Origin of the sequence: Gottfriedia sp. NPDC057991, assembly GCF_042886615.1 — a bacterium.
Lineage (GTDB): Bacteria > Bacillota > Bacilli > Bacillales > Bacillaceae_G > Gottfriedia.
This window is the reverse complement of sequence record NZ_JBHVQN010000002.1, coordinates 25,015-44,130: the sequence shown is the minus strand read 5'-3', so window position 1 is coordinate 44,130 and position 19,116 is coordinate 25,015. Positions and strand designations below refer to the sequence as shown.

General features: G+C 31.9%; 21 protein-coding genes. 10 read left to right on the top strand and 11 right to left on the bottom strand.

Going from position 1 to position 19,116, the window contains the following annotated elements:
• Nucleotides 1–821 precede the first annotated feature (821 nt).
• Nucleotides 822–1,259, top strand: a complete 438-nt coding sequence (locus ACFVR2_RS07975; protein WP_387360559.1) for an HIT family protein — start codon at nucleotides 822–824, stop codon at nucleotides 1,257–1,259.
• Between the two features lie 353 nt (nucleotides 1,260–1,612).
• Nucleotides 1,613–2,173 carry an HTH-type transcriptional regulator Hpr gene (locus tag ACFVR2_RS07970; RefSeq protein WP_097973757.1) on the top strand — a complete coding sequence of 187 codons (561 nt, stop codon included), beginning with the start codon at nucleotides 1,613–1,615 and terminating at the stop codon, nucleotides 2,171–2,173.
• Nucleotides 2,174–2,452: 279 nt separating this feature from the next.
• On the opposite strand, the gene ACFVR2_RS07965 is transcribed toward ACFVR2_RS07970, so the two are convergent.
• Together ACFVR2_RS07965 and ACFVR2_RS07960 are read right to left on the bottom strand one after the other, a co-directional pair.
• A complete protein-coding gene (locus ACFVR2_RS07965) occupies nucleotides 2,453–2,542 on the bottom strand; it encodes a YjcZ family sporulation protein (protein ID WP_097973758.1) in 90 nt (29 codons plus the stop codon).
• 98 nt (nucleotides 2,543–2,640) lie between these two features.
• Nucleotides 2,641–2,724 carry a YjcZ family sporulation protein gene (locus ACFVR2_RS07960; protein WP_387361719.1) on the bottom strand — a complete coding sequence of 28 codons (84 nt, stop codon included), beginning with the start codon at nucleotides 2,722–2,724 and terminating at the stop codon, nucleotides 2,641–2,643.
• 419 nt (nucleotides 2,725–3,143) lie between these two features.
• On the opposite strand from ACFVR2_RS07960, the gene ACFVR2_RS07955 reads away from it, so the two are divergent.
• Nucleotides 3,144–3,965 carry a peptidylprolyl isomerase gene (locus tag ACFVR2_RS07955; protein ID WP_387360557.1) on the top strand — a complete coding sequence of 274 codons (822 nt, stop codon included), beginning with the start codon at nucleotides 3,144–3,146 and terminating at the stop codon, nucleotides 3,963–3,965.
• A 215-nt stretch (nucleotides 3,966–4,180) separates the two neighbouring features.
• Here the strand turns inward: ACFVR2_RS07955 and ACFVR2_RS07950 are convergent, their stop codons facing one another.
• Complete coding sequence (locus ACFVR2_RS07950; protein ID WP_056472082.1) at nucleotides 4,181–4,384, bottom strand: sporulation YhaL family protein; 204 nt, start codon at nucleotides 4,382–4,384, stop codon at nucleotides 4,181–4,183.
• 68 nt (nucleotides 4,385–4,452) lie between these two features.
• Nucleotides 4,453–5,391, bottom strand: a complete 939-nt coding sequence (gene yhaM, locus ACFVR2_RS07945; RefSeq protein WP_248266758.1) for a 3'-5' exoribonuclease YhaM — start codon at nucleotides 5,389–5,391, stop codon at nucleotides 4,453–4,455.
• Between the two features lie 338 nt (nucleotides 5,392–5,729).
• On the opposite strand from yhaM, the gene ACFVR2_RS07940 reads away from it, so the two are divergent.
• A complete protein-coding gene (locus ACFVR2_RS07940; protein ID WP_056472075.1) occupies nucleotides 5,730–5,915 on the top strand; it encodes a YhzD family protein in 186 nt (61 codons plus the stop codon).
• 188 nt (nucleotides 5,916–6,103) lie between these two features.
• Here the strand turns inward: ACFVR2_RS07940 and ACFVR2_RS07935 are convergent, their stop codons facing one another.
• From ACFVR2_RS07935 to ACFVR2_RS07915, 5 genes are all read right to left on the bottom strand, one after another.
• Complete coding sequence (locus ACFVR2_RS07935) at nucleotides 6,104–6,652, bottom strand: YrrS family protein (RefSeq protein WP_387360555.1); 549 nt, start codon at nucleotides 6,650–6,652, stop codon at nucleotides 6,104–6,106.
• A gap of 388 nt (nucleotides 6,653–7,040) precedes the next feature.
• On the bottom strand, nucleotides 7,041–7,829 hold the full coding sequence (locus ACFVR2_RS07930; RefSeq protein WP_387360553.1) for an enoyl-CoA hydratase: 789 nt from the start codon (nucleotides 7,827–7,829) through the stop codon (nucleotides 7,041–7,043).
• Nucleotides 7,830–7,901: 72 nt separating this feature from the next.
• Nucleotides 7,902–9,389 carry a coproporphyrinogen III oxidase gene (locus tag ACFVR2_RS07925; protein ID WP_387360551.1) on the bottom strand — a complete coding sequence of 496 codons (1,488 nt, stop codon included), beginning with the start codon at nucleotides 9,387–9,389 and terminating at the stop codon, nucleotides 7,902–7,904.
• Nucleotides 9,390–9,643: 254 nt separating this feature from the next.
• Nucleotides 9,644–10,513: a Cof-type HAD-IIB family hydrolase gene (locus tag ACFVR2_RS07920; RefSeq protein ID WP_387360549.1), complete on the bottom strand. Its 870-nt coding sequence runs from the start codon at nucleotides 10,511–10,513 to the stop codon at nucleotides 9,644–9,646.
• Nucleotides 10,514–10,725: 212 nt separating this feature from the next.
• Nucleotides 10,726–11,082, bottom strand: a complete 357-nt coding sequence (locus tag ACFVR2_RS07915; RefSeq protein ID WP_387360547.1) for a YlbF/YmcA family competence regulator — start codon at nucleotides 11,080–11,082, stop codon at nucleotides 10,726–10,728.
• A gap of 173 nt (nucleotides 11,083–11,255) precedes the next feature.
• Between ACFVR2_RS07915 and ACFVR2_RS07910 the strand changes: the two genes are divergently transcribed.
• The 6 genes from ACFVR2_RS07910 (at nucleotide 11,256) to ACFVR2_RS07885 (ending at nucleotide 18,363) form a co-directional block, all read left to right on the top strand.
• Entirely contained in the window at nucleotides 11,256–12,350 is a 1,095-nt protein-coding gene (locus tag ACFVR2_RS07910; RefSeq protein ID WP_387360545.1) for a YheC/YheD family endospore coat-associated protein, read from the top strand.
• An 18-nt stretch (nucleotides 12,351–12,368) separates the two neighbouring features.
• The gene (locus tag ACFVR2_RS07905) at nucleotides 12,369–13,454 is read left to right on the top strand and encodes a YheC/YheD family endospore coat-associated protein (protein WP_387360542.1); all 1,086 of its coding nucleotides are present in this window, start codon (nucleotides 12,369–12,371) and stop codon (nucleotides 13,452–13,454) included.
• On the top strand, nucleotides 13,454–14,809 hold the full coding sequence (locus ACFVR2_RS07900; protein WP_387360540.1) for a YheC/YheD family endospore coat-associated protein: 1,356 nt from the start codon (nucleotides 13,454–13,456) through the stop codon (nucleotides 14,807–14,809). Before ACFVR2_RS07905 ends, ACFVR2_RS07900 begins: the two co-directional genes overlap by 1 nt.
• The gene (locus tag ACFVR2_RS07895; RefSeq protein ID WP_387360538.1) at nucleotides 14,806–15,981 is read left to right on the top strand and encodes a YheC/YheD family endospore coat-associated protein; all 1,176 of its coding nucleotides are present in this window, start codon (nucleotides 14,806–14,808) and stop codon (nucleotides 15,979–15,981) included. The genes ACFVR2_RS07900 and ACFVR2_RS07895 overlap by 4 nt, the downstream gene beginning before the upstream one ends.
• A gap of 229 nt (nucleotides 15,982–16,210) precedes the next feature.
• Entirely contained in the window at nucleotides 16,211–17,131 is a 921-nt protein-coding gene (locus ACFVR2_RS07890; protein WP_387360536.1) for a PucR family transcriptional regulator, read from the top strand.
• Between the two features lie 134 nt (nucleotides 17,132–17,265).
• Nucleotides 17,266–18,363 carry an ABC transporter ATP-binding protein gene (locus ACFVR2_RS07885; RefSeq protein WP_387360534.1) on the top strand — a complete coding sequence of 366 codons (1,098 nt, stop codon included), beginning with the start codon at nucleotides 17,266–17,268 and terminating at the stop codon, nucleotides 18,361–18,363.
• Between the two features lie 54 nt (nucleotides 18,364–18,417).
• Here the strand turns inward: ACFVR2_RS07885 and ACFVR2_RS07880 are convergent, their stop codons facing one another.
• Both ACFVR2_RS07880 and ACFVR2_RS07875 read right to left on the bottom strand, forming a co-directional pair.
• On the bottom strand, nucleotides 18,418–18,669 hold the full coding sequence (locus tag ACFVR2_RS07880; protein WP_387360532.1) for a hypothetical protein: 252 nt from the start codon (nucleotides 18,667–18,669) through the stop codon (nucleotides 18,418–18,420).
• Nucleotides 18,670–18,746: 77 nt separating this feature from the next.
• A complete protein-coding gene (locus ACFVR2_RS07875) occupies nucleotides 18,747–18,941 on the bottom strand; it encodes an alpha/beta-type small acid-soluble spore protein (RefSeq protein ID WP_056472044.1) in 195 nt (64 codons plus the stop codon).
• Nucleotides 18,942–19,116: the final 175 nt, after the last annotated feature.

The following is a 19,116-nucleotide window of genomic DNA, read 5'->3' as shown; positions in this document are numbered from 1 at the left end:
AAAGGAGATGGTTAGCTTGAACATTATCACTTAAAAACAAAGGTTTTAGTATACCAATTTGTAAATGAGGTGTCTCGAGCAGAGCATATAAATTTATTTTAAGGTGTACCAATTTATTGAACATTTAAGCAAATGAGGTGTCTGTTAAAGACAATTTATAATTACTCCAATAATCTTTCCCCTTCATCAAGGAGCAACCTAGGTTGCTTCTTGTTTTATGTTGTTGAAAAGAAGCTGTAAATTAAATAAATAAAGTCATGTTGATTTCCACTTCAGGATGCTTCATTCCTTCTTGGTTCTCCCTACTTTCACGACTTTTAAAAGTTTTTCATTGTTTTTGCATACTTTCTTTATTACAGGGCATCATAATTCTTGAAGGGAAAGCAACACACTTTCCAGTTCAAAATTTGAAATGAGGTGTGTGTTAAAGGTAATTTAATTTGCGTTCAAACCTATGCAAGGATATTTCGTTGAAGTGAAGTGTCTCCAAAGATAAAACATCGTTGTACAAAACAGCAGTGAAAACATCAAAGGAGATGGTTAGCTTGAACATTATCACTTATAAACAAAGGTTTTAGTATACCAATTTGTAAATGAGGTGTCTCGACCAGAGCATATAAATTTATTATAAGGTGTACCAATTTATTGAACATTTAAGCAAATGAGGTGTCTATTAAAGACAATTTATAATTACTCCAATAATCTTTCCCCTTCATCAAGAAGCAACATAGGTTGCTTCTTGTTTATTTTCCCCTGACCTATTTCCACTTTGACCTACCCCTATGTTAAAATAAGGAAAAAAGTGAAAGGAAGTATAAAAAATGGCACATGACGCTAATTGTATTTTCTGCAAAATTGTTGAAGGTAGCATTCCAGCTTCAAAAGTATACGAGGATGATGATGTTTTAGCTTTTTTAGATTTAAGTCAAGTTACAAAAGGACACACATTAGTCATTCCAAAGGATCATGTTGAAAACATATTCGAAATGAGTGAAGAGACAGCTAGTACATACTTCCGAAAAGTACCTCATATTGCTAATGCAATGAAAGAAACTTTTAATGTTCAAGGTGTAAATATTTTAAATAATAGCGGTGAAGTTTCAGGTCAAACTGTATTTCATTATCATATGCATATTTTACCACGATACGGAAATTATGATGGCTTTGATGTAAAATGGCTTTCAAATCAAAATCAATACACAAATGAAACGCTTCAAGAGATTGCAAAATCTATCGAAAATAACATTATTAAAAAATAATAAAATAGTCCCATTTAAAAACAAAAACAGGAGAGTGAATATCTCCTGTTTTTGTTTTTTTCATTTAAATTCCATCTAAATTCTGCATTTTATACTATATTTTTAAAGATTTATATTATATATTTACTATATTACCAATAATATTTTATCGGCAATCACTCTATAGTTTCACTAAAATTATTATATAAACATAATTTTTAAAACCCATAACACTTAATTATAATATAAAAATGTAGAATTTTATCAACTACTTTGTGAAAATTTTTAAAAATTCTAACTAAAAGTTCTTTATTTCTTCACATATTATTGGCATAATAATAAATAGATAGTTAAATAGAAAAGAAGGTGAATTGATGAAAACTGAACAAAAATTATACACAATGAAAGAAGCTTTGATTTTTAGTCAAAGAATTGCCCAAATTTCTAAAGCATTATGGAAGTCAGTTGAAAAGGACTGGCAACAATGGATCAAGCCCTATGATTTAAATATCAATGAACATCATATTTTAATGATCGCCTTCCACTTAAAGGGTGCGTCTATTTCTGAAATTGCTAAATTTGGTGTAATGCACGTATCGACTGCTTTTAACTTCTCTAAAAAGCTAGAAGAACGTGGTTTATTAGTGTTTTCTAAGAAAGTAGAAGATAAACGTAATACGTATATTGAATTAACAGAAAAAGGTAAAGATATGCTATTAGAGATCCTAGGAGAATTTGATCCAGAGACAAATTCAGTTTTTCAAGGTACTTTACCATTAAAAGAATTTTATGGTAAATTTCCAGAAAATATGGAAATTATGGCTATTTTACGTAATATTTATGGAAAAGATTTTATGGATATATTTGAAACAACGTTAGGTAATATAGATAAAGAATTTATTGAAGAAGATAATCGTTTAATTAAGAAACCTTAATATCTTCTTTAAAGTTACAATTTCAGTTTATATTTCATTGAAATTGTACAATCAAATAGAAGCGGGGTAAGATTAATTAAATCCTTCCGCTTTTTATTTCGGCCACTTTTGTTCAAAATTTCACATAAATACCTCTTTGAAACCCTCAACCCATTACCATTTCAATTTCTAAATTTCTATAAACAAAGAATATGTAGATCATTAACTAATTTTAATTCTGGAATAAAAACTCAACCGGAGGTACAATACCTCCGGTCGAATATTTGTCTTATTTACGAATTAGATGCAAGCTGCTCCTACGATAATTAATAAGATGAACAATACAACGATTAACGCAAATCCTCCACCATGGAATCCTACGCCCATCATTCACACCTCCTTTTGCTACATATCTTATCTTATGCGTGTAGTAAAAAATGGTCTGGGCAAATGTATAAATAACCTTCATTTTTGAAGATTCATACTACTTATAAAAATGAACACCCAATAATGATTAATAAAATAAACAGGATCACGATTAATACAAATTCATGCGATGTTTTCCCCTCCATTTTTCCACCCTCCTAAAAGTAATCCATAATAATATATAGACGAATGCCTTAATTGATTGGGCGAATGTCACGATTGACAAGTTTTTAATTTAGAGGATAAGCATGATTTTTAGGCAAAGTCAGGAGATAAAATATAAAATTCGATCTAAATAAAATTGAAATCTACAATTATTTATTAACCTTACTCTCATATTGCCTATATTTCATTTAAAACTAGTTCAAGATTCCTTAAAATTGACTAATTTTTAATTAAAAAGTATACCAAATTATTCTTTTTTTGGATAAACTTTGTCACATTGAGGAAAAATATGTTATATTAAGTGAAGTAATTTCCAGTCAAAGGTATGTCTAAATAAAGGAAAAATTAAGGTTTACGCTCTATACTTTAATAAGCAAAATTTTTTTTAGGAGATGTTTAAATGAAAAAGTTAATCGTATCTGCAGTTTTAGCTACCTCAGTATTCGGACTAGCAGCATGTGGATCTGCTGGTATTAGTAACGATGTTGTTGCTACATCTAATGCGGGAGATATCACATCTAAAGATTTATATAATAAGATGAAGGATACAGCAGGATTAGCAATGATTAAGCAAATGGCTATTGAAGATTATTTAAAGAAAAACTACAAAGTTAGTGATAAAGATGTTGACGCAAAGTTCAATGAGTATAAAACACAAAATGGTGACCAATTTAAAGCTTTCTTAGCTCAGTACGGATTTAAAGATGAAGCAGCATTTAAAGATCGTGTTAAAATTGATTTATTAACTGAAAAAGCTGCTGAAGCTTCAGTAACAAAAGCTGACCTTGCAAAATATAAACCAGAAATTAGAGCTAGTCATATTTTAGTAAAAGATGAAGCTACAGCTAAAAAAGTCGAAGAAGAATTAGCTAAAGGCGCAGATTTTGCTGCAGAAGCAAAAAAATATTCTACTGACACTGGTTCAAAAGATAAAGGTGGAGATTTAGGCTATTTTGGAGAAGGTGCTATGGTACCTGAATTCGAAGCAGCTGCTTATAAATTAAAAGTTGGGGAAATTAGCCAACCAGTTAAATCTCAATTTGGATACCATGTTATTAAATTAACTGGTAAAAAGACTGCTAACGAAAAAGATGCTCGCAAAAAAATTGCTGAGTCTAAGCTAAGCCAAGAAAACTTCTCAGCATTCTCTGATGAACTTCTTAAAAAAGCTAAATTTAAAGTAAAAGATAAAGACTTAGAAAGCCAAGTGAAAAAATCATAAAAAAAAACCTGCCTAATTGGCAGGTTTTTTAGTGTGTAGACAAAGTATACTAAAAACTTGATTTTCAGACTGATTGCAAGCGCTTGTCTTTCGAGGCGCGAAGCCTGGTGAGGAGCGGAGTTACCTTAGACGGTAATGAGCACCGCAGACAGGCGAAGCAACGAAGAAAGCGAGCGTTTGTCAACAGTCTGAAACCTGCCTAATTGGCAGGTTTTTTAATTAGATGAAATCTCAGAGTTAATAAGTAATTGCTCTCTTCGTTCTCTTTCTTCTTTAATTCTTTGTAAGTAAATTTCTCCCTCTTTTTCAATGAAAGCTTCATCTGCATCTCTTTCTTGTTTAGAGGTGTAAAGCACCATAAATCCACTTACAAAAATTCCTAAGATCACGATATACATCCAAAATGGTAATATTGGCATTGATTTTCCTCCTTAGTAGACAAGCATTTGCTTCATTATATGGCTAATAAAGAGGAAGTATGATTAATTTAAAATTTTGGTTTGTAAAAACTACGATTTTCTAATGGGAAAATACGCTCTGTATATTCTCCCGGTTCAACTCTTTCAAGTGCGCGGTCTAACATATTCATTTTTGCATCAATATTATCAATATAATGTAATATTTCAGCTTCTTTAATTAAAGGTAGTTTGGGACTACCGTACTCATACTTGCCGTGATGACTTAAAATAAGATGCTGCAGAACAGTAACCTCTTCTCCCTCAATACCTAGTTCGATTGAGGCATTTCCAATTTCAATTGCCATAAGTGAGATATGGCCTAACAAATTACCTTCGACAGTATACTTTGTTGAAACTGGACCAGATAATTCTCTTACTTTTCCTAAATCATGTAGTATGATTCCGGCATATAGTAAATCTTTATTAATCGAAGGATATAAATTCGCAATTGATTCACCTAATTTCAACATACAAAATACATGGTATGCTAAACCAGAAACAAATTCATGGTGATTCTTAGTTGCCGCTGGAAAATCAAGAAAATCCTCCTGATTTTTTAATACTAGATATTCAGTAAGCTTTTTAAGTTTTTCATTGGTCATATTATTAATGTATGAAGTAATTTTCTCATATAATTCTTCTTTAGAAACTGGTGCTCTTGCGAAAAAATCTTCTGGATTAACTTCGTCCGTATCTTTAGTTGGACGAATTTGGCGTAGCTTAAGTTGAAGTTTTCCTCTATAATCGTGTAGCTCCCCTTCAACTTTTACAACAGTTCCTTCTACATACGCTTCTTCTTGCTCTGAAGAAATATCCCAAAGCTTCGCCTCAATATCTCCACTTTGATCTTGTAAAGTTAAAGATAAGAATGTTTTTTGATTACTTGCTACACCTTTCGTAACAGCTTTGACAAATAAAAATGTTACAAAACGTTCGCCAACTTCATAATCATATACTTTTTTATCCATAAGTACCTCCATTTTGTATATGCTTCCTAAAGCTCTACTTAAGTAATTAGCTTAAAATATTTTGGAAAATCAATTTCACAAAATAAAAATAGGAAAATCAATTTATGTATTAGTCGTTTTACTTATCCTATTATACGTTAAAATAGATACTTAGCCCAACAATGTTCATACAAAAAATTAAGACATAATCTAACAATTCTTAAAATCTGTTAAAACCTCCAAATGCCAAAATTTCAAATCTGCACTGAATTTTTTTATAATTCAAATTATTACTTTACACAGCTTTTCAATTTATGCCAAAATAGTAATATCGTAACTACTTTAGGGAGGTCTAGGACATGGCAACTTATCGAATTACTGCTTTTGAAAAAAGTGGCGAATCAATTGTCGATGAACAATTTGAAGCTAATTCTGACTTAGAAGCAAAAAATATTGGTACAGAAAAACTTACTACAATCGGTGCACTTGATAAAACCCACCGTTGCATTAGTCAAACTGGTAAACTTCTTTTATTTCATCCATAATAAAAAAGAAGCTGCGAACATTTATCGCAGCTTTTTTGTTTTTTATCAAAATTAGTTTAAAGTACCAATCCAAGTGACCACTCTTTGAACTTCTGCTTCTGAAGACAATTAATAATCATTTAAAAATAGACTGTCGAGAATTTCTCGACAGCCCTTTGGATTAGCTTTAAGTGCATCCTATTTACATTTTATGAAGTAGGTTCAACTTTTGTAGCTTTATAGCCGGAGCCATCCCATATAAGATATACTCGATATTTTTGCGATCCTCTTGTCTTTGCTGATACAGTCCCGACTGAGCCGCCTGGATTACTTTTGTCACTTCCTAAAAACCATACAGTCATATTGCTTGAATCTATTCCAGCAGCAGAAGAGATTGTCTGTAACATTGCCTGCCAGTCTTGGGAATTTCGATCATAGCTTGTAACATGCTTCGCACCATTTTGCCCACCCGTTTGTTCCGGTGTTTCCGGTGCCGTGCCATCTGAATCGTCATCATCAACTGTTTGAACAGTTGTTGATGTTTCTTTCACACCATTATCATCATTCTTTTCGCTGTTTTTTGCCGATGCATAAGCACTTTTTTGAGTTCCTGCCTTATTATCATTCGACGAAAAAATGGAATACGAAATAAATGCTATTAGGATCAGTACGATTCCAATTGATCCAAATAAAATGACTTTAGTTTTTTTTCTTTTCGCTCTTGACGTAGTACGTGAATTGCTTTGAATCTTTTTCAATCTAACCACTCTCCCAAAACTGAGAATGTCAACATTCTACCATGTGTGGAGAAAAACTTGTAGTCTTGTATTTTAAAATTAACCATTTCGTAAAACAACTGTTAAGTTTATTTTTCATTTTTAGACAAAATTTAACTAACAAAGACTAGTGCATAATAGAAAATAGACAATCTAATTTTTATTGATTTAATCTTATTTATATTAAAAACATAGAATTACAGAAAGAAAATAGTGGTGTGATAGTAAATAGTCATTAAAAGATTATAACAAATTTATTGTTAATTACTATTTCGGGTTATTAAATTTTACTTTTGTTGATTTTATTTGTACATCTTTTCTTTCCTTCTACACCAAAAAAATCGACCGAAACCAGTCGATTTTACGATCCTTATTTACCAGTAAAAACCGGCAGTCTCTTTTGTAAAAATGCCTGTACACCTTCCTGATGATCTGCTGTTCTTCTCATTGCACTTTGTCCTTCTTTTTCAAATAAAAGTACATTTTTTAAAGACTCTAAGTTACCGTTACAGTATATTTGTTTTGTTTGAATCATCGCACTTACAGGTTTTTGAAGTATAGACTTCACTCTTTCATTAATTTTTTGTTCAAAGTCACCACTAATTACTTCATCAATTAAACCGATTTCAAGCGCTTGAGTTCCATTTAGTTTTTTACCTTCCCAGATCAGTTGTTTAGCTTTTGCTTCACCTAGTCTTTTTTCTAAAAAGTAATGTGCACCACCATCAGGTATTAAGCCAATTCCAATAAAGTTCATTGCCAATACACCTGATTCGTGAGCAAGAACAAAATCACTAGCAAGAGCAAAACTTAGACCTATACCAGCAGCTGGTCCATGAATCGCACTAATAACGATTTTAGGTAAAGTATATAATTTAACTACCACATCTGTAATTAAATCCATTACTGGACCAAAAGCAGACTCATCTGTATTACTTAGCATCGATTTTAAATCCCCACCTGAAGAGAAACCTTTGCCATTTCCACATAGAACGACCACATCAACATCTGAGCTAGCGATTTCATCCAATACATCTCGAAATTGTCTGAATGTATCTTCATTCATTGCATTCAATACTTCAGGACGATTAAATACAACAGTTGCAACTCGTCCCTCTTTTCTTAATAAAACATGTTCTGCCGTGTTCGAAATTGACATAAAAAAATCCCCCTTAATTTCATGGTTAATTTAAACATTAAACATCACAAGGGGATTTTCCTTTATTTTTCATTAATTTGATTGATTACTTTTCGAAAATAACTCATCTAAAATCTTGATTTTTGCATTTGTATAATGCTCATAACCCTCATTATATGATTTAGGATCTTTCGCATTAGCAAAACGTGTTATTTGGCGAGTTTCTGGATTTACAAATTTACTAGATGCACCACAGCCTAAACCAATAATTGTTTGTTCTTCTTCCATAATTAATATATTATACAAGCTTTCTTGACCATCAACAGAGTATCCAATATTCTCAAGATTACCTAATATATTTTTTTGACGATATAAATAGTATGGATGATAGTTATGATTTTTTGTCCAAACCGTTGCTTCATTCATCATTTGCTGCACTTCATCTCGATCTGCAACTTTATATTTTTGTTTGTTTTGTGTCATTTCTGAAGCTCTTTTAAATGAAAGTGTGTGAACAGTCAAGGATTCAGGCATTAACTTTTCCGTTTCATCTAATGTATATTGGAATTCTTTTAAACCTTCTCCAGGTAAACCAATAATCAAATCCATATTTATATTATTCATCCCCATTTCACGGGCTAAATGATACTTTGTTATTGTTTCATCTACAGTATGATGTCTTCCAATCGCTTTTAAAGTTTCTTGAATATAAGACTGTGGATTAATACTAATTCGATCAATATTCCATTTATTTAAAACATCTAATTTTTCGGGTGTAATTGTATCAGGTCTACCGGCCTCCACCGTAATTTCACGAACCTGCTTCATATTTGGAAATGATTCGTGCATTTTAGCATACAGTAAGTCCATTTCTTCTGCTGTAATACTAGTAGGTGTCCCTCCGCCATAATAAATCGTAGTAATATTAATTCCACGTTCCTTTAGAAATTCGCCGACTTTTTCCATTTCATAATGTAATCCATATAAAAATGAATCGACTGCACCTTGTTTCCCTTGAATAGCATAAGCAGGGAATGTGCAATAAGCACACTTAGTAGGGCAATAAGGGATCCCTATATAAAGACTAACTTCATTCTGCAAGTTATATAAATCTGGTATTACTTTTAATTGACGATCAACGATTGATTGCATTAATTCAATTTTTTCGTCATGTATTAAATAGTCATTTCTTAGCTCTTCATGAGCCATTTCCTTTGATACACCAGCTTTAAGTTTGGAATGAAGGAGCTTCGTTGGTCGAATACCAGTTAAGATTCCCCACTTTTGCTGAATTCCAGTATGCTCTTGTAGTAATGATAAAAAGACAAAGTTAACTGCTTTCTTTTTAAATTTAAATGATTCTCTAGCATCTTTACCATCTACATAGCTTGTATTTGCTTGGAATTGCGTACCTAATTTACCGGATACTTGTTTATTTATTTCATCTAACTCAAAACTTACTTCTATATCTACATCTATTTTTTCTAACGATACATCACAGTCTTCAAAAAACAGTTGAGCTAAAAGCTCTAACGGTCTTTGAAAACGAATATCCTCTAACCCATTAATATATATTTTCATTTTTTATCACCTTTTTAAGTTATCACTTAAGTATAAAATTAAAGAGTAACGAGGTCAATTATTTAAAATAAGGCAAAGAAAACTCGCCGATTGGCAAGTCTTTTAGGTAAAAACAGAGGAGTAGTTGCACTTATACTTTATTCCTAAAATTGGCCCCCACGTCGAATTAACTTCCTTGTTGCCAATCTATACTTTCTTAAAGTGTAAAAAAGCCTGGTTTTCGAAGAGGATTCTCTTGAAAGCCAGGCTTATATTTATTTTTCGATTTTTAAATGTGTTTTTAAGAATGGTAGTGGGAATTGTTTCCTGAAATGCTCCTTGATCATATATGGAACACCATTTTGATCATTTGATCTTGTAATCCAGTCTGCAACTTTTTTAATCTCTACAGGAGCATTTGACATAGCAACTCCTAAACCTGCATGCTCGATTAATGGTAAATCACTATAATTATCTCCGATTACAACCATCTCGTGATAAGAAATTCCGAGATGTTCACCTAATCGTTTTAAGCCTGAATATTTTGAAATTCCTTTTCGAACGATTTCAATTTTGCGATCTTCATCACATAAGCAATCAAGATGTGGATACTTTGCATTCAATTCTTTTTTCACATTATTTTTCTCTACTTCATCGGAGAAATAACATTCAATTTTTAACGGAGATATTGAATTTTCCAGAATGCTATCTGAAAGTGATTCAACAAATTGGATTGGATAAAAGACAGGATCAGCATTTGATAAAACTGCTTTTGCCACTAAGTTAGATTGTAATTTTTTTCGATTTCCAATTGAAAAATGTTCATGTGACAAACGAATATTACAATCATATTTTTCTAGTTTTTTAACGATTTCATAAGCTTCTTCCTCTTCAATTCTCTTTTCAAATAATGGTTCATCAAGCTTTGAAGAGATAAAGGCACCTGAGTGAGAGACCAAAAGGTTATTAACCTTAAGAGCTTTTGCGATTTTTTTTGTAGCTTGGAAATTTCTACTTGTATATAAGGTTACATAAATCCCTTTGTCTTGAACGTATTCAACCGCTTCTTTCGATTCTTTTGAGAGTTTTCCATTGGATTGCAATAAAGTACCATCTATATTAATTGCAAGTAACTTATAAATCACTTAATCTCCCCCATTTCGCGAAGAAATACCTTACTAGAATATATGACATGCTTCATTTAATTAGAACAATGTAGGCTGTTATTATATCCATACTTATATTAAAAAAGACTCCAAATCAATGAAGTCTCTCTTATTTATAAACAAGGATTTTAAGTAAGGCAGGAAAAAGAAAAAGAATTAAAAGATCCTTTTCTTATCCTGCCTTTTAAATATTAAAGTTCAAGTAAAGATTTATAAAATTCTTCTAATGGACTCATGACAATTTTATTTACATCTTGGATGACTAAATTAAGTCTTTGTTCCACTTGCATTAAGTTTGCAATTAAAGGATTTTGAGACACTCTTGCAACAATTTCTTGACCTTTTGCATTTTCTTCAGGTGTAACCGCTTCACCTGAATACATTTTTTGTTGCATCACTTTTTGGAAATTTTGAAATTCCATAAATAATGGTTTCGCATTTGGATCAGCTAATACTTGTGAGTATAGTGATTGTAAGTTTTTAAATTCTGGTTGCTCCTTAAAAGCGTTTTGTAGTGAGTATGCAATATCATAAATATTTACAGACATGTTACTACCTCCTATAAACTTTTGTATCTCCACTATAGCAAACATTCTATTATATGTCAGTTTTTCTAAAACAAATCAAACTTTCTTCCCTAAAAATTTCCTAAAGGCATTCACCAACTAGGCGAATATCACATAGTATACAACGACAATTATTTTGGAAAGGAGGAGAATCATTGCAATCTTTTCCTAAAAATCAAGAACCCCAATCTTTTGTTGTAGTAACTGATTCAATCAATGAGGAGTCATTAAATCCACTCGGTTCAATATCGACACTTTGTGAGGAACTATCAGAGTTATGCGGAGACTCTGAAATTGATTTCTATGTAACTACATTTAAAAAACTACTAACGAATGAATTAAAAGGATATAAGCGTTCAGAAAATGGCTGGACTTTAATGAATGTATCTGCCCCTTCAATCATCCATAATCGAATTCATTCGAGAAGACTTGAACGAACGAAAGAGTTTAAATTACTTAATTCTTCGCTAACAAGTCAACAAGTACCTTTTTTTAATGCTCGCTTCTTAAATAAGCTTGAAGTTTTTAAAGCACTAATTGATACAGCCTATATAAAGCCATACGTTCCATACACTGAGGAATGCTGCTCAGTCGAACAATTAGAAAATTTTATCCAAAAATATGAAACGGTTTTTATTAAACCAATTCACGGTAGTCAAGGAAGAAACATTTTTAAAGTTACAAAAGATACAGATTTGTATCGTTTAAAAAATAGTCAAAATTCTGAAGTAGAAGTTGAATATAAATCAATTTCTCAACTATTTCATCCAATTAAACAGCAATTAAATAAGCGGACTTTTATCATCCAAGAAGGCTTACCTTTAATCAGTAAGGATGATCGACTCGTTGATTTTAGATTTTTATGTCATAAAAATAAATTTAATAAATGGGAAGTAACTTCAACTGTAGCAAGGATTGGTCATCCTACACAGTTTGTGAGCAATTTGGCCCGCGGGGGAGACATTCAAAAAATTGATGAATTTTTAGGTCAATATTTACCAAAGAAAGAGCGAATTCACTTTAAAAAGTTATTGATTGAGTTAGCCATCGAATGCTGTATATGTATAGACTCCTCCTTTGATGGATTATTCGCTGAGTTTGGTGTGGATCTCGCTATAGACAATCAATTTAACCCTTGGGTTATCGAAATAAATTCAAAACCATCTAAGGAATTACAAGTTTCAGACCCTACTCAAAAAATTAGACCTTCAACAAAAGCTATTTTTTCTCTTGTTCAATCATATTTATAAGTACAAGGAGTGAAAAGAATGAGAATAGGTTATTTATCTCTTAAAGAAAGACAAGAAGGTGAATACGTTCAACATATGGCGAAAGAAGCAAGTAAACTTGGTTATGAATTCGTTCAATTTACCCCTTTTAATATTCAACCAGGTTCTGAAGAAATTATGGGCTGGAAGTATATAGCAGAAACAGAACAATGGGAGAAAACAACATTTGAAATACCGAATTATATTTATGATCGATGCTTCTATTCCCCAAGCATTAAAAGTAAGCAGGCAAAGCCTATTGTTGACTGGCTAAAAAAACGTAAAGACATCACTTTTTTAGGATATGGATTACCTGGAAAATGGGAAACTTATCAGGCTCTAGCAAATGATGAAAGTTTAAATCCATATATCCCTAAAACAAAGAAACTATTACACCTAGCTGTATTTTTTGAAGAACTTAGAAAAACGCGCAAGCTCGTCATTAAACCCATCCATGGCTCAAGAGGAATCAATATTTATTTTATTACGTTAAGTGCATATTCAATTAGTGTTTCAACTCAAAAACAAAAGGAAGTAATTGAAACTGTTTACGAAACAAGAGATGAATTTTTTGAGTGGCTACAACCGATTGTTGAATCAAAAGGTTATGTTTATCAAAATTATTTAGACCTCCAAACAAAATCACGTGAAGCATTTGATTTAAGGATCCTTTTACAAAAAAATGAAAATGGTGAGTGGCAAGCAGTTGGAAAAGGTGTTCGCATCGGTCAGCCTAATTCAATTGTTGCAAATTTAAGTGCAGGAAGTAATGCAGTTCCATTTGAGGAATGGATCACTCAATTCAATCAAAGAACTGCTTTAATATTACAGCAAGATATTGAGACAATTTGTAAACAATTACCAATCACCCTTGAAAAGAATTTTCTTCCTTTATTTGAAATTGGTTTAGATTTAGGCATCGATTCAAATCAAGCCATTTGGATTTTAGATGTGAATTCAAAGCCTGGTAGAAAAGTTCTTCTTCAAACCGACCCTTCTATCCAACAAAAGCTTTACTCAGCACCAATTCAGTATTGTTTACATTTACAATCGAAATCTAAAAGCGAAAGAAGTGAAATTAAATAATGAATGAAGTTTATAAAATCGTTACTCATCGACAGAGTAAGAACCTAGTATGTATACCTGAAGAGCTTACTACTTCTAGAAATATTGAATATCTTGCTTTTGGTCAAAAAAAATACCCTTGTCAACTAGTTACGATGAATACACTTCACAATATTATTTCGATATCAGAGCATTTAGCCGAAATGCTCTGTATACCTTTTGAAGGTTCTATTGAGCCAATTATTATCGGAAATACTTTACAACTTGGACCATTAGTCGGAATTTTCACCGCCGGCTTTACTGAGTCACTACTTCGCCCTATCGGTGATCGTAGCTTTATGTTTGCAAACTTAATAGCTGAAAATAATCAAAAAAATAGCTTTATATTTTTATTTGGTACTCATGGAATCGATTGGGAATCTGAAACAATTCAAGGGTATTTCTTTACAAATAAAAGATGGACCAAAGAGGTCGTTCCTTTTCCAACGGTTATTTATAATAGGTTACCAAATCGAAAAGTTGAGGTTCATAAATCAATTAAACGTGTACGTCAAAAACTAGAAAAAGAATACAAAATCCCATGGTTTAATCCTGGATTCTTTAATAAATGGGACTTATATTTAAAATTAAAAAATGAGGAATCAGTTGCTCATTATCTCCCGAAAACAGTAAAGTTCCATAATTTTGACACGATTGAAGAATTATTATCACAATACCAATTTGTATATGTTAAACCTGAAAATGGTAGCCTCGGTTCAAAAGTCATTTTAATTCGATACCATCGAGAAGAAGGAATTTATTATTGTAGATATCGTGATTTTGAAACAAATAAACTTCAAAAATTCTCATCACTCCAATCTTTAATTAATCATGTTTTTCGTAGCTCAAAGTTACACGACTTCATTGTACAACAAGGTATTTCACTAATTCGTTACGAGCATCAGCCTGTCGATTTTCGAGTTCATACAAACAAGGATGCTTTAGGAAAGTGGCATGTAACGGTTATTGCCGCAAAAGTAGCAGGAAAAGGTAGCACAACTACTCACTTAAATAACGGTGGTCGAGTGAAGACGCTTGAAGAATTATTTGATCAAGAAAAAGCGAAAAGAATACATGATAAATTATCTACTGCAGCATTAAAAATTAGTGAATCTTTAGATCGTCAAGTAGATGGACATATCGGAGAAATTGGATTTGATATAGGTGTTGATAAAGATGAAAAAATTTGGCTTTTCGAAGCGAATTCTAAACCTGGAAGATCAATCTTTTCAAATCCTAGTTTCCAAGAAAATGACAAACAGATCAAAAAACTATTTTTGGAATATGCTACTCATCTTTCCAAAAAGGGTAATGAACTCGAGGTTTCAATGAAATGATCTCTGTTTTTTATCATCTTGATAAAAATACTTGGTCACATGACCATAGTGAATCAAGATATTCCATAGGTCATAATCGGCTTCCTATATTACCATTTCAAGACGATTGTTCAAATTCCATTCAATTTCAGGTGAAAAAAATTGGAACACATTTAGGCCCTATTATCGGTATATTAACAAATGATGATCGGCTACCTTTTAGTGGAAATATTAAGACCTTTAAAAGAATTTGTAAGAAGATATTAACTGATGGCGGTATACCTATCATATTAACCCCCACCGCCCTCTCTAGTAATTCGGTTACATGTTATACGTTTTGTTTTAAAACAAAAAAATGGCTTAAACTATTTTCCCCTTTACCAGACGTAATTTATAATCGCATCCCATCTGTACAGTACGAATCGAACGCTGATTATAAAAATTTCCGAGAAAAAATCTCAGAACTAAACATTCCTTTTTTTAACGAATCATATCTCTCAAAAATACAAACAACGTCAATATTATCTTCAAACGATTTTTTAAAAAGTTATATTCCAAAGACAATCGAATTAACTAACGAAAAAGATTTATATTTCTATTTAAAAAAATGGAAATTTCTATATATAAAGAAACATAATTCTTCAAAGGGATTTGGCGTGTTTAAGCTCTCCTTGAAAAGTGACAAAGAAGTCATAATCCGTAATGCATTTCATGTAGAATTGGTGAAATCAATTAGTGATTGTTGGAAATTTCTTAGTTCATTAAGCGAGGATTTTATTTGTCAACAAGGTATAGTGAGTGAATTACCAGATGGAAGAAAGTTTGATCTACGAATTCTTGCACATAAAAATGAAAATAATTATATCCTTTCCGGTGTCGGTGTAAGAGTAGGTACATTTAATGGAATTACAACTCATGTACCTAGAGGTGGCAGCATTATTGCTATTGAAGAACTACCGATTGAATTAAATTATTCTTTATTACAAGAATTAGTCAGACAAACTGGAAATGCATTAAATATGGACGATGCACATTTTTTTGAATTCTCAATGGATATCGGAATTCAAAACAATCATTACTATATTTTTGAAATTAACTCTAAACCAATGGTCTTTGACGAGATTGCGATCAAAGAACAAGGACTTGAAAACTTAATACGACTATTTTATGAACTTTCAAATTTTAAACAGTAGTTTACAGGCTATTGTATCAAAATACAAAAAACTTGAGTCTCAGACTGATTGCAAGCGTTTGTCTTTCGAGACGCGAAGGCTGGTGAGGAGCGGAGTTACCTTTGACGGTAATGAGCACCGTAGTCAGGTGAAGCAACAAGAAAGCGAGCGTTTGTCAACAGTCTGAGCTTTTTTATTTTAGTTAACAATGATAAACTAATATGAAATAATGCTTCGGAAGGTATAGAATATGATTGAAAAAATTAAGACATTATTTGGGAGTGAGTCTGTTTCAGTCACACCTGATCAGAGTACATATATGGATTATTCTTGGTTTTCTACTGAGAATCAAGAAATTTTCGGGATTAAAAAAGTTTCAATATCAGAGGAACAAAATAACCTACTGGAATGTCTTTTTACAAAAATAGAATCAGATGCAATTTTGATGCCATCAGCACAAAGTGAATGGTTTCACTATTTATTTTTCAGTAAAGGACATAATCCTTTCGCTTTCGAAAGCGAAGTTTCTCTCCCTACTTCAATTCGTTTTATTCATTTTTATAGCAATCAGTTATTCTCGAGTAAAAATGAGTTTGAAGAAGCAATCAACGCATTCTTTCATAAAGAAGTAATAGTGGTTTGGAATTCTGCTAAGGAAGGCGTCATTATTGAAAAAATAATCGATCAACCATTTAACAAAGAGTTTTTAGAGCATATGCAAGAAATCATTGCAGCTGACTTGTACCATGATGTTACCTTTTTTGTAGGAAAACGTTATTCACCATTAGCAAATCTAAGCCTTTATTTTGATATTGAACATCAATGTTTTAAAAAAGCATTATCCGTAAAAAAGCAAAAAAATATTCTTTGGTTTTCAAAAGAAATGCTTTATTACATCCTTTCCTTTTTACCAGATGATTTACAAAGGGAATTACCTAATTTATTTTTGAATGATATGAAAATTAATGATCCAATTCTTTCAACGGTAAAAATCTTTCTTCAACAAAATTTAAATGTTACTGCTACTTCAAAAAAAGCTTTTTTACATCGAAATACTGTCCAATATCGTCTTGATAAGTTTTCGGAACAAACTGGTATAGATTTAAAGCATTTTGAGGATGGACTAGTTATATTTTTAGCAATTCATCTACTTGAGATCGTGAATGAATAGTAATAAAAGCCTTTTTTGTGCACCTTGTACAAAGTAGGCTATTTTTTTTGTGAACCTTTGCCATTGTTTATAAACTTTTAAATGTTTACAATTTAATCAATGAAACCGATTACAAATAGTTGGAGGTAGTAATAATGGCAGAATTAAAATTAGATCACATTTATAAAATTTATGACAATAACGTAACAGCTGTAAAAGATTTTAATCTTCATATTGAAGACAAAGAATTTATCGTATTCGTTGGTCCTTCTGGATGCGGTAAATCAACAACACTTCGAATGATCGCTGGTTTAGAAGATATTTCAAAAGGTGACTTCTTGATTGATGGCAAGCGTGTAAATGATGTTCAACCAAAAGATCGTGACATCGCAATGGTTTTCCAAAACTACGCACTTTACCCACATATGACTGTATATGATAACATGGCTTTCGGATTAAAATTACGTAAGTTTGACAAAGCAGAAATTGATCGTCGTGTAAAAGATGCTGCTCGTATTTTAGGTCTTGAGGAATATTTAAATCGTAAACCAAAGGCTTTATCTGGTGGACAACGCCAACGTGTAGCTCTTGGTCGTGCAATTGTACGTGATGCAAAAGTATTCTTAATGGATGAGCCATTATCAAACTTAGATGCTAAATTACGTGTTGCAATGCGTTCTGAGATTTCAAAATTACATCAACGTCTTCAAACGACAACTATTTATGTAACACACGATCAAACAGAAGCAATGACAATGGCTACACGTTTAGTCGTAATGAAAGATGGTATTATTCAACAAGTAGGTACACCAAAGGAAGTTTATGATCGCCCAGAAAACGTATTCGTTGGTGGATTTATTGGATCACCTGCAATGAACTTTGTTTCAGGGAAAGTTGAAGATGGTCACTTTAACTTTGGCAGCAAAAAAGTTGCTATACCTGAAGGAAAAATGAAAACATTACGCGATAATGGATATGTTGGAAAAGAAGTTATTTTAGGAGTGCGTCCTGAGGATTTACATGATGAACCGGTATTTATCGAAGCATCTCAAGGTACAGTTCTTGATTTAAAAATTGAAGTTGCTGAGCTTTTAGGAGCAGAATCAATGCTTTACACTAATTTTGAAGGAAATACATTAGTAGCAAGATTAGATGCACGTTCAACATTTACACATGGACAAGTGATTAAATTAGCAGTAGATATGAACAAAGTTCATTTCTTTGATAAAGAAACTGAATATCGTATTCGATAATTAGGTAATGAATTAAACATAAAATAACGCGGTACCATCTTAATTGGTACTGCGTTATTTTATTTTCTCAATTATTTTAAGAAAACCTTCATTACAATCTCGACAATTAAACATATGAGTACAATACTGATTTGAATTATGTTCAGTTAATCCATCAGCTTTTGCTGAAATGTCATAATCTAAATATGGACTATATTTATCTTCATAATCAACAGCTCTGCCTTTATCTTCACAATGATTTTCACATATAGGACATTTTAGTTTATAATGCTCAATTCCATTGCACAGTGGACATATACCATCCATATAAAGCTCACTCCATTTTCATTGGCCTTCATTAAGAAAGGATGGAGAATAATCTCCACCCTTATTAGCCATAGCTATTATTTTGAATAACCACCTAAGCTTTGTTCAGCCATTTGAACTAAACGTTTAGTGATTTCCCCACCTACAGAACCGTTAGCACGAGCTGTAGAATCAGGACCTAAAGTTACTCCAAACTCAGAAGCGATTTCATACTTCATAGAATCTAATGCTTGTTGTGCACCATTTACTACTAAGCTGTTGTTGTTTGCCATGTTGTCTCACCTCCTTAAGTAGTGTAATGATAGTATGACTCTAATCGATTAACATATGTATGTTTAGCTAATGTAAATTTTGGAAAAAACAATTTAATTCGTTCTTCTTCCTTTTTCCCATAAAAAAAAGCACTAGATCAACATCTAGTACTAGTTTTCTACACGAATTTGTAAA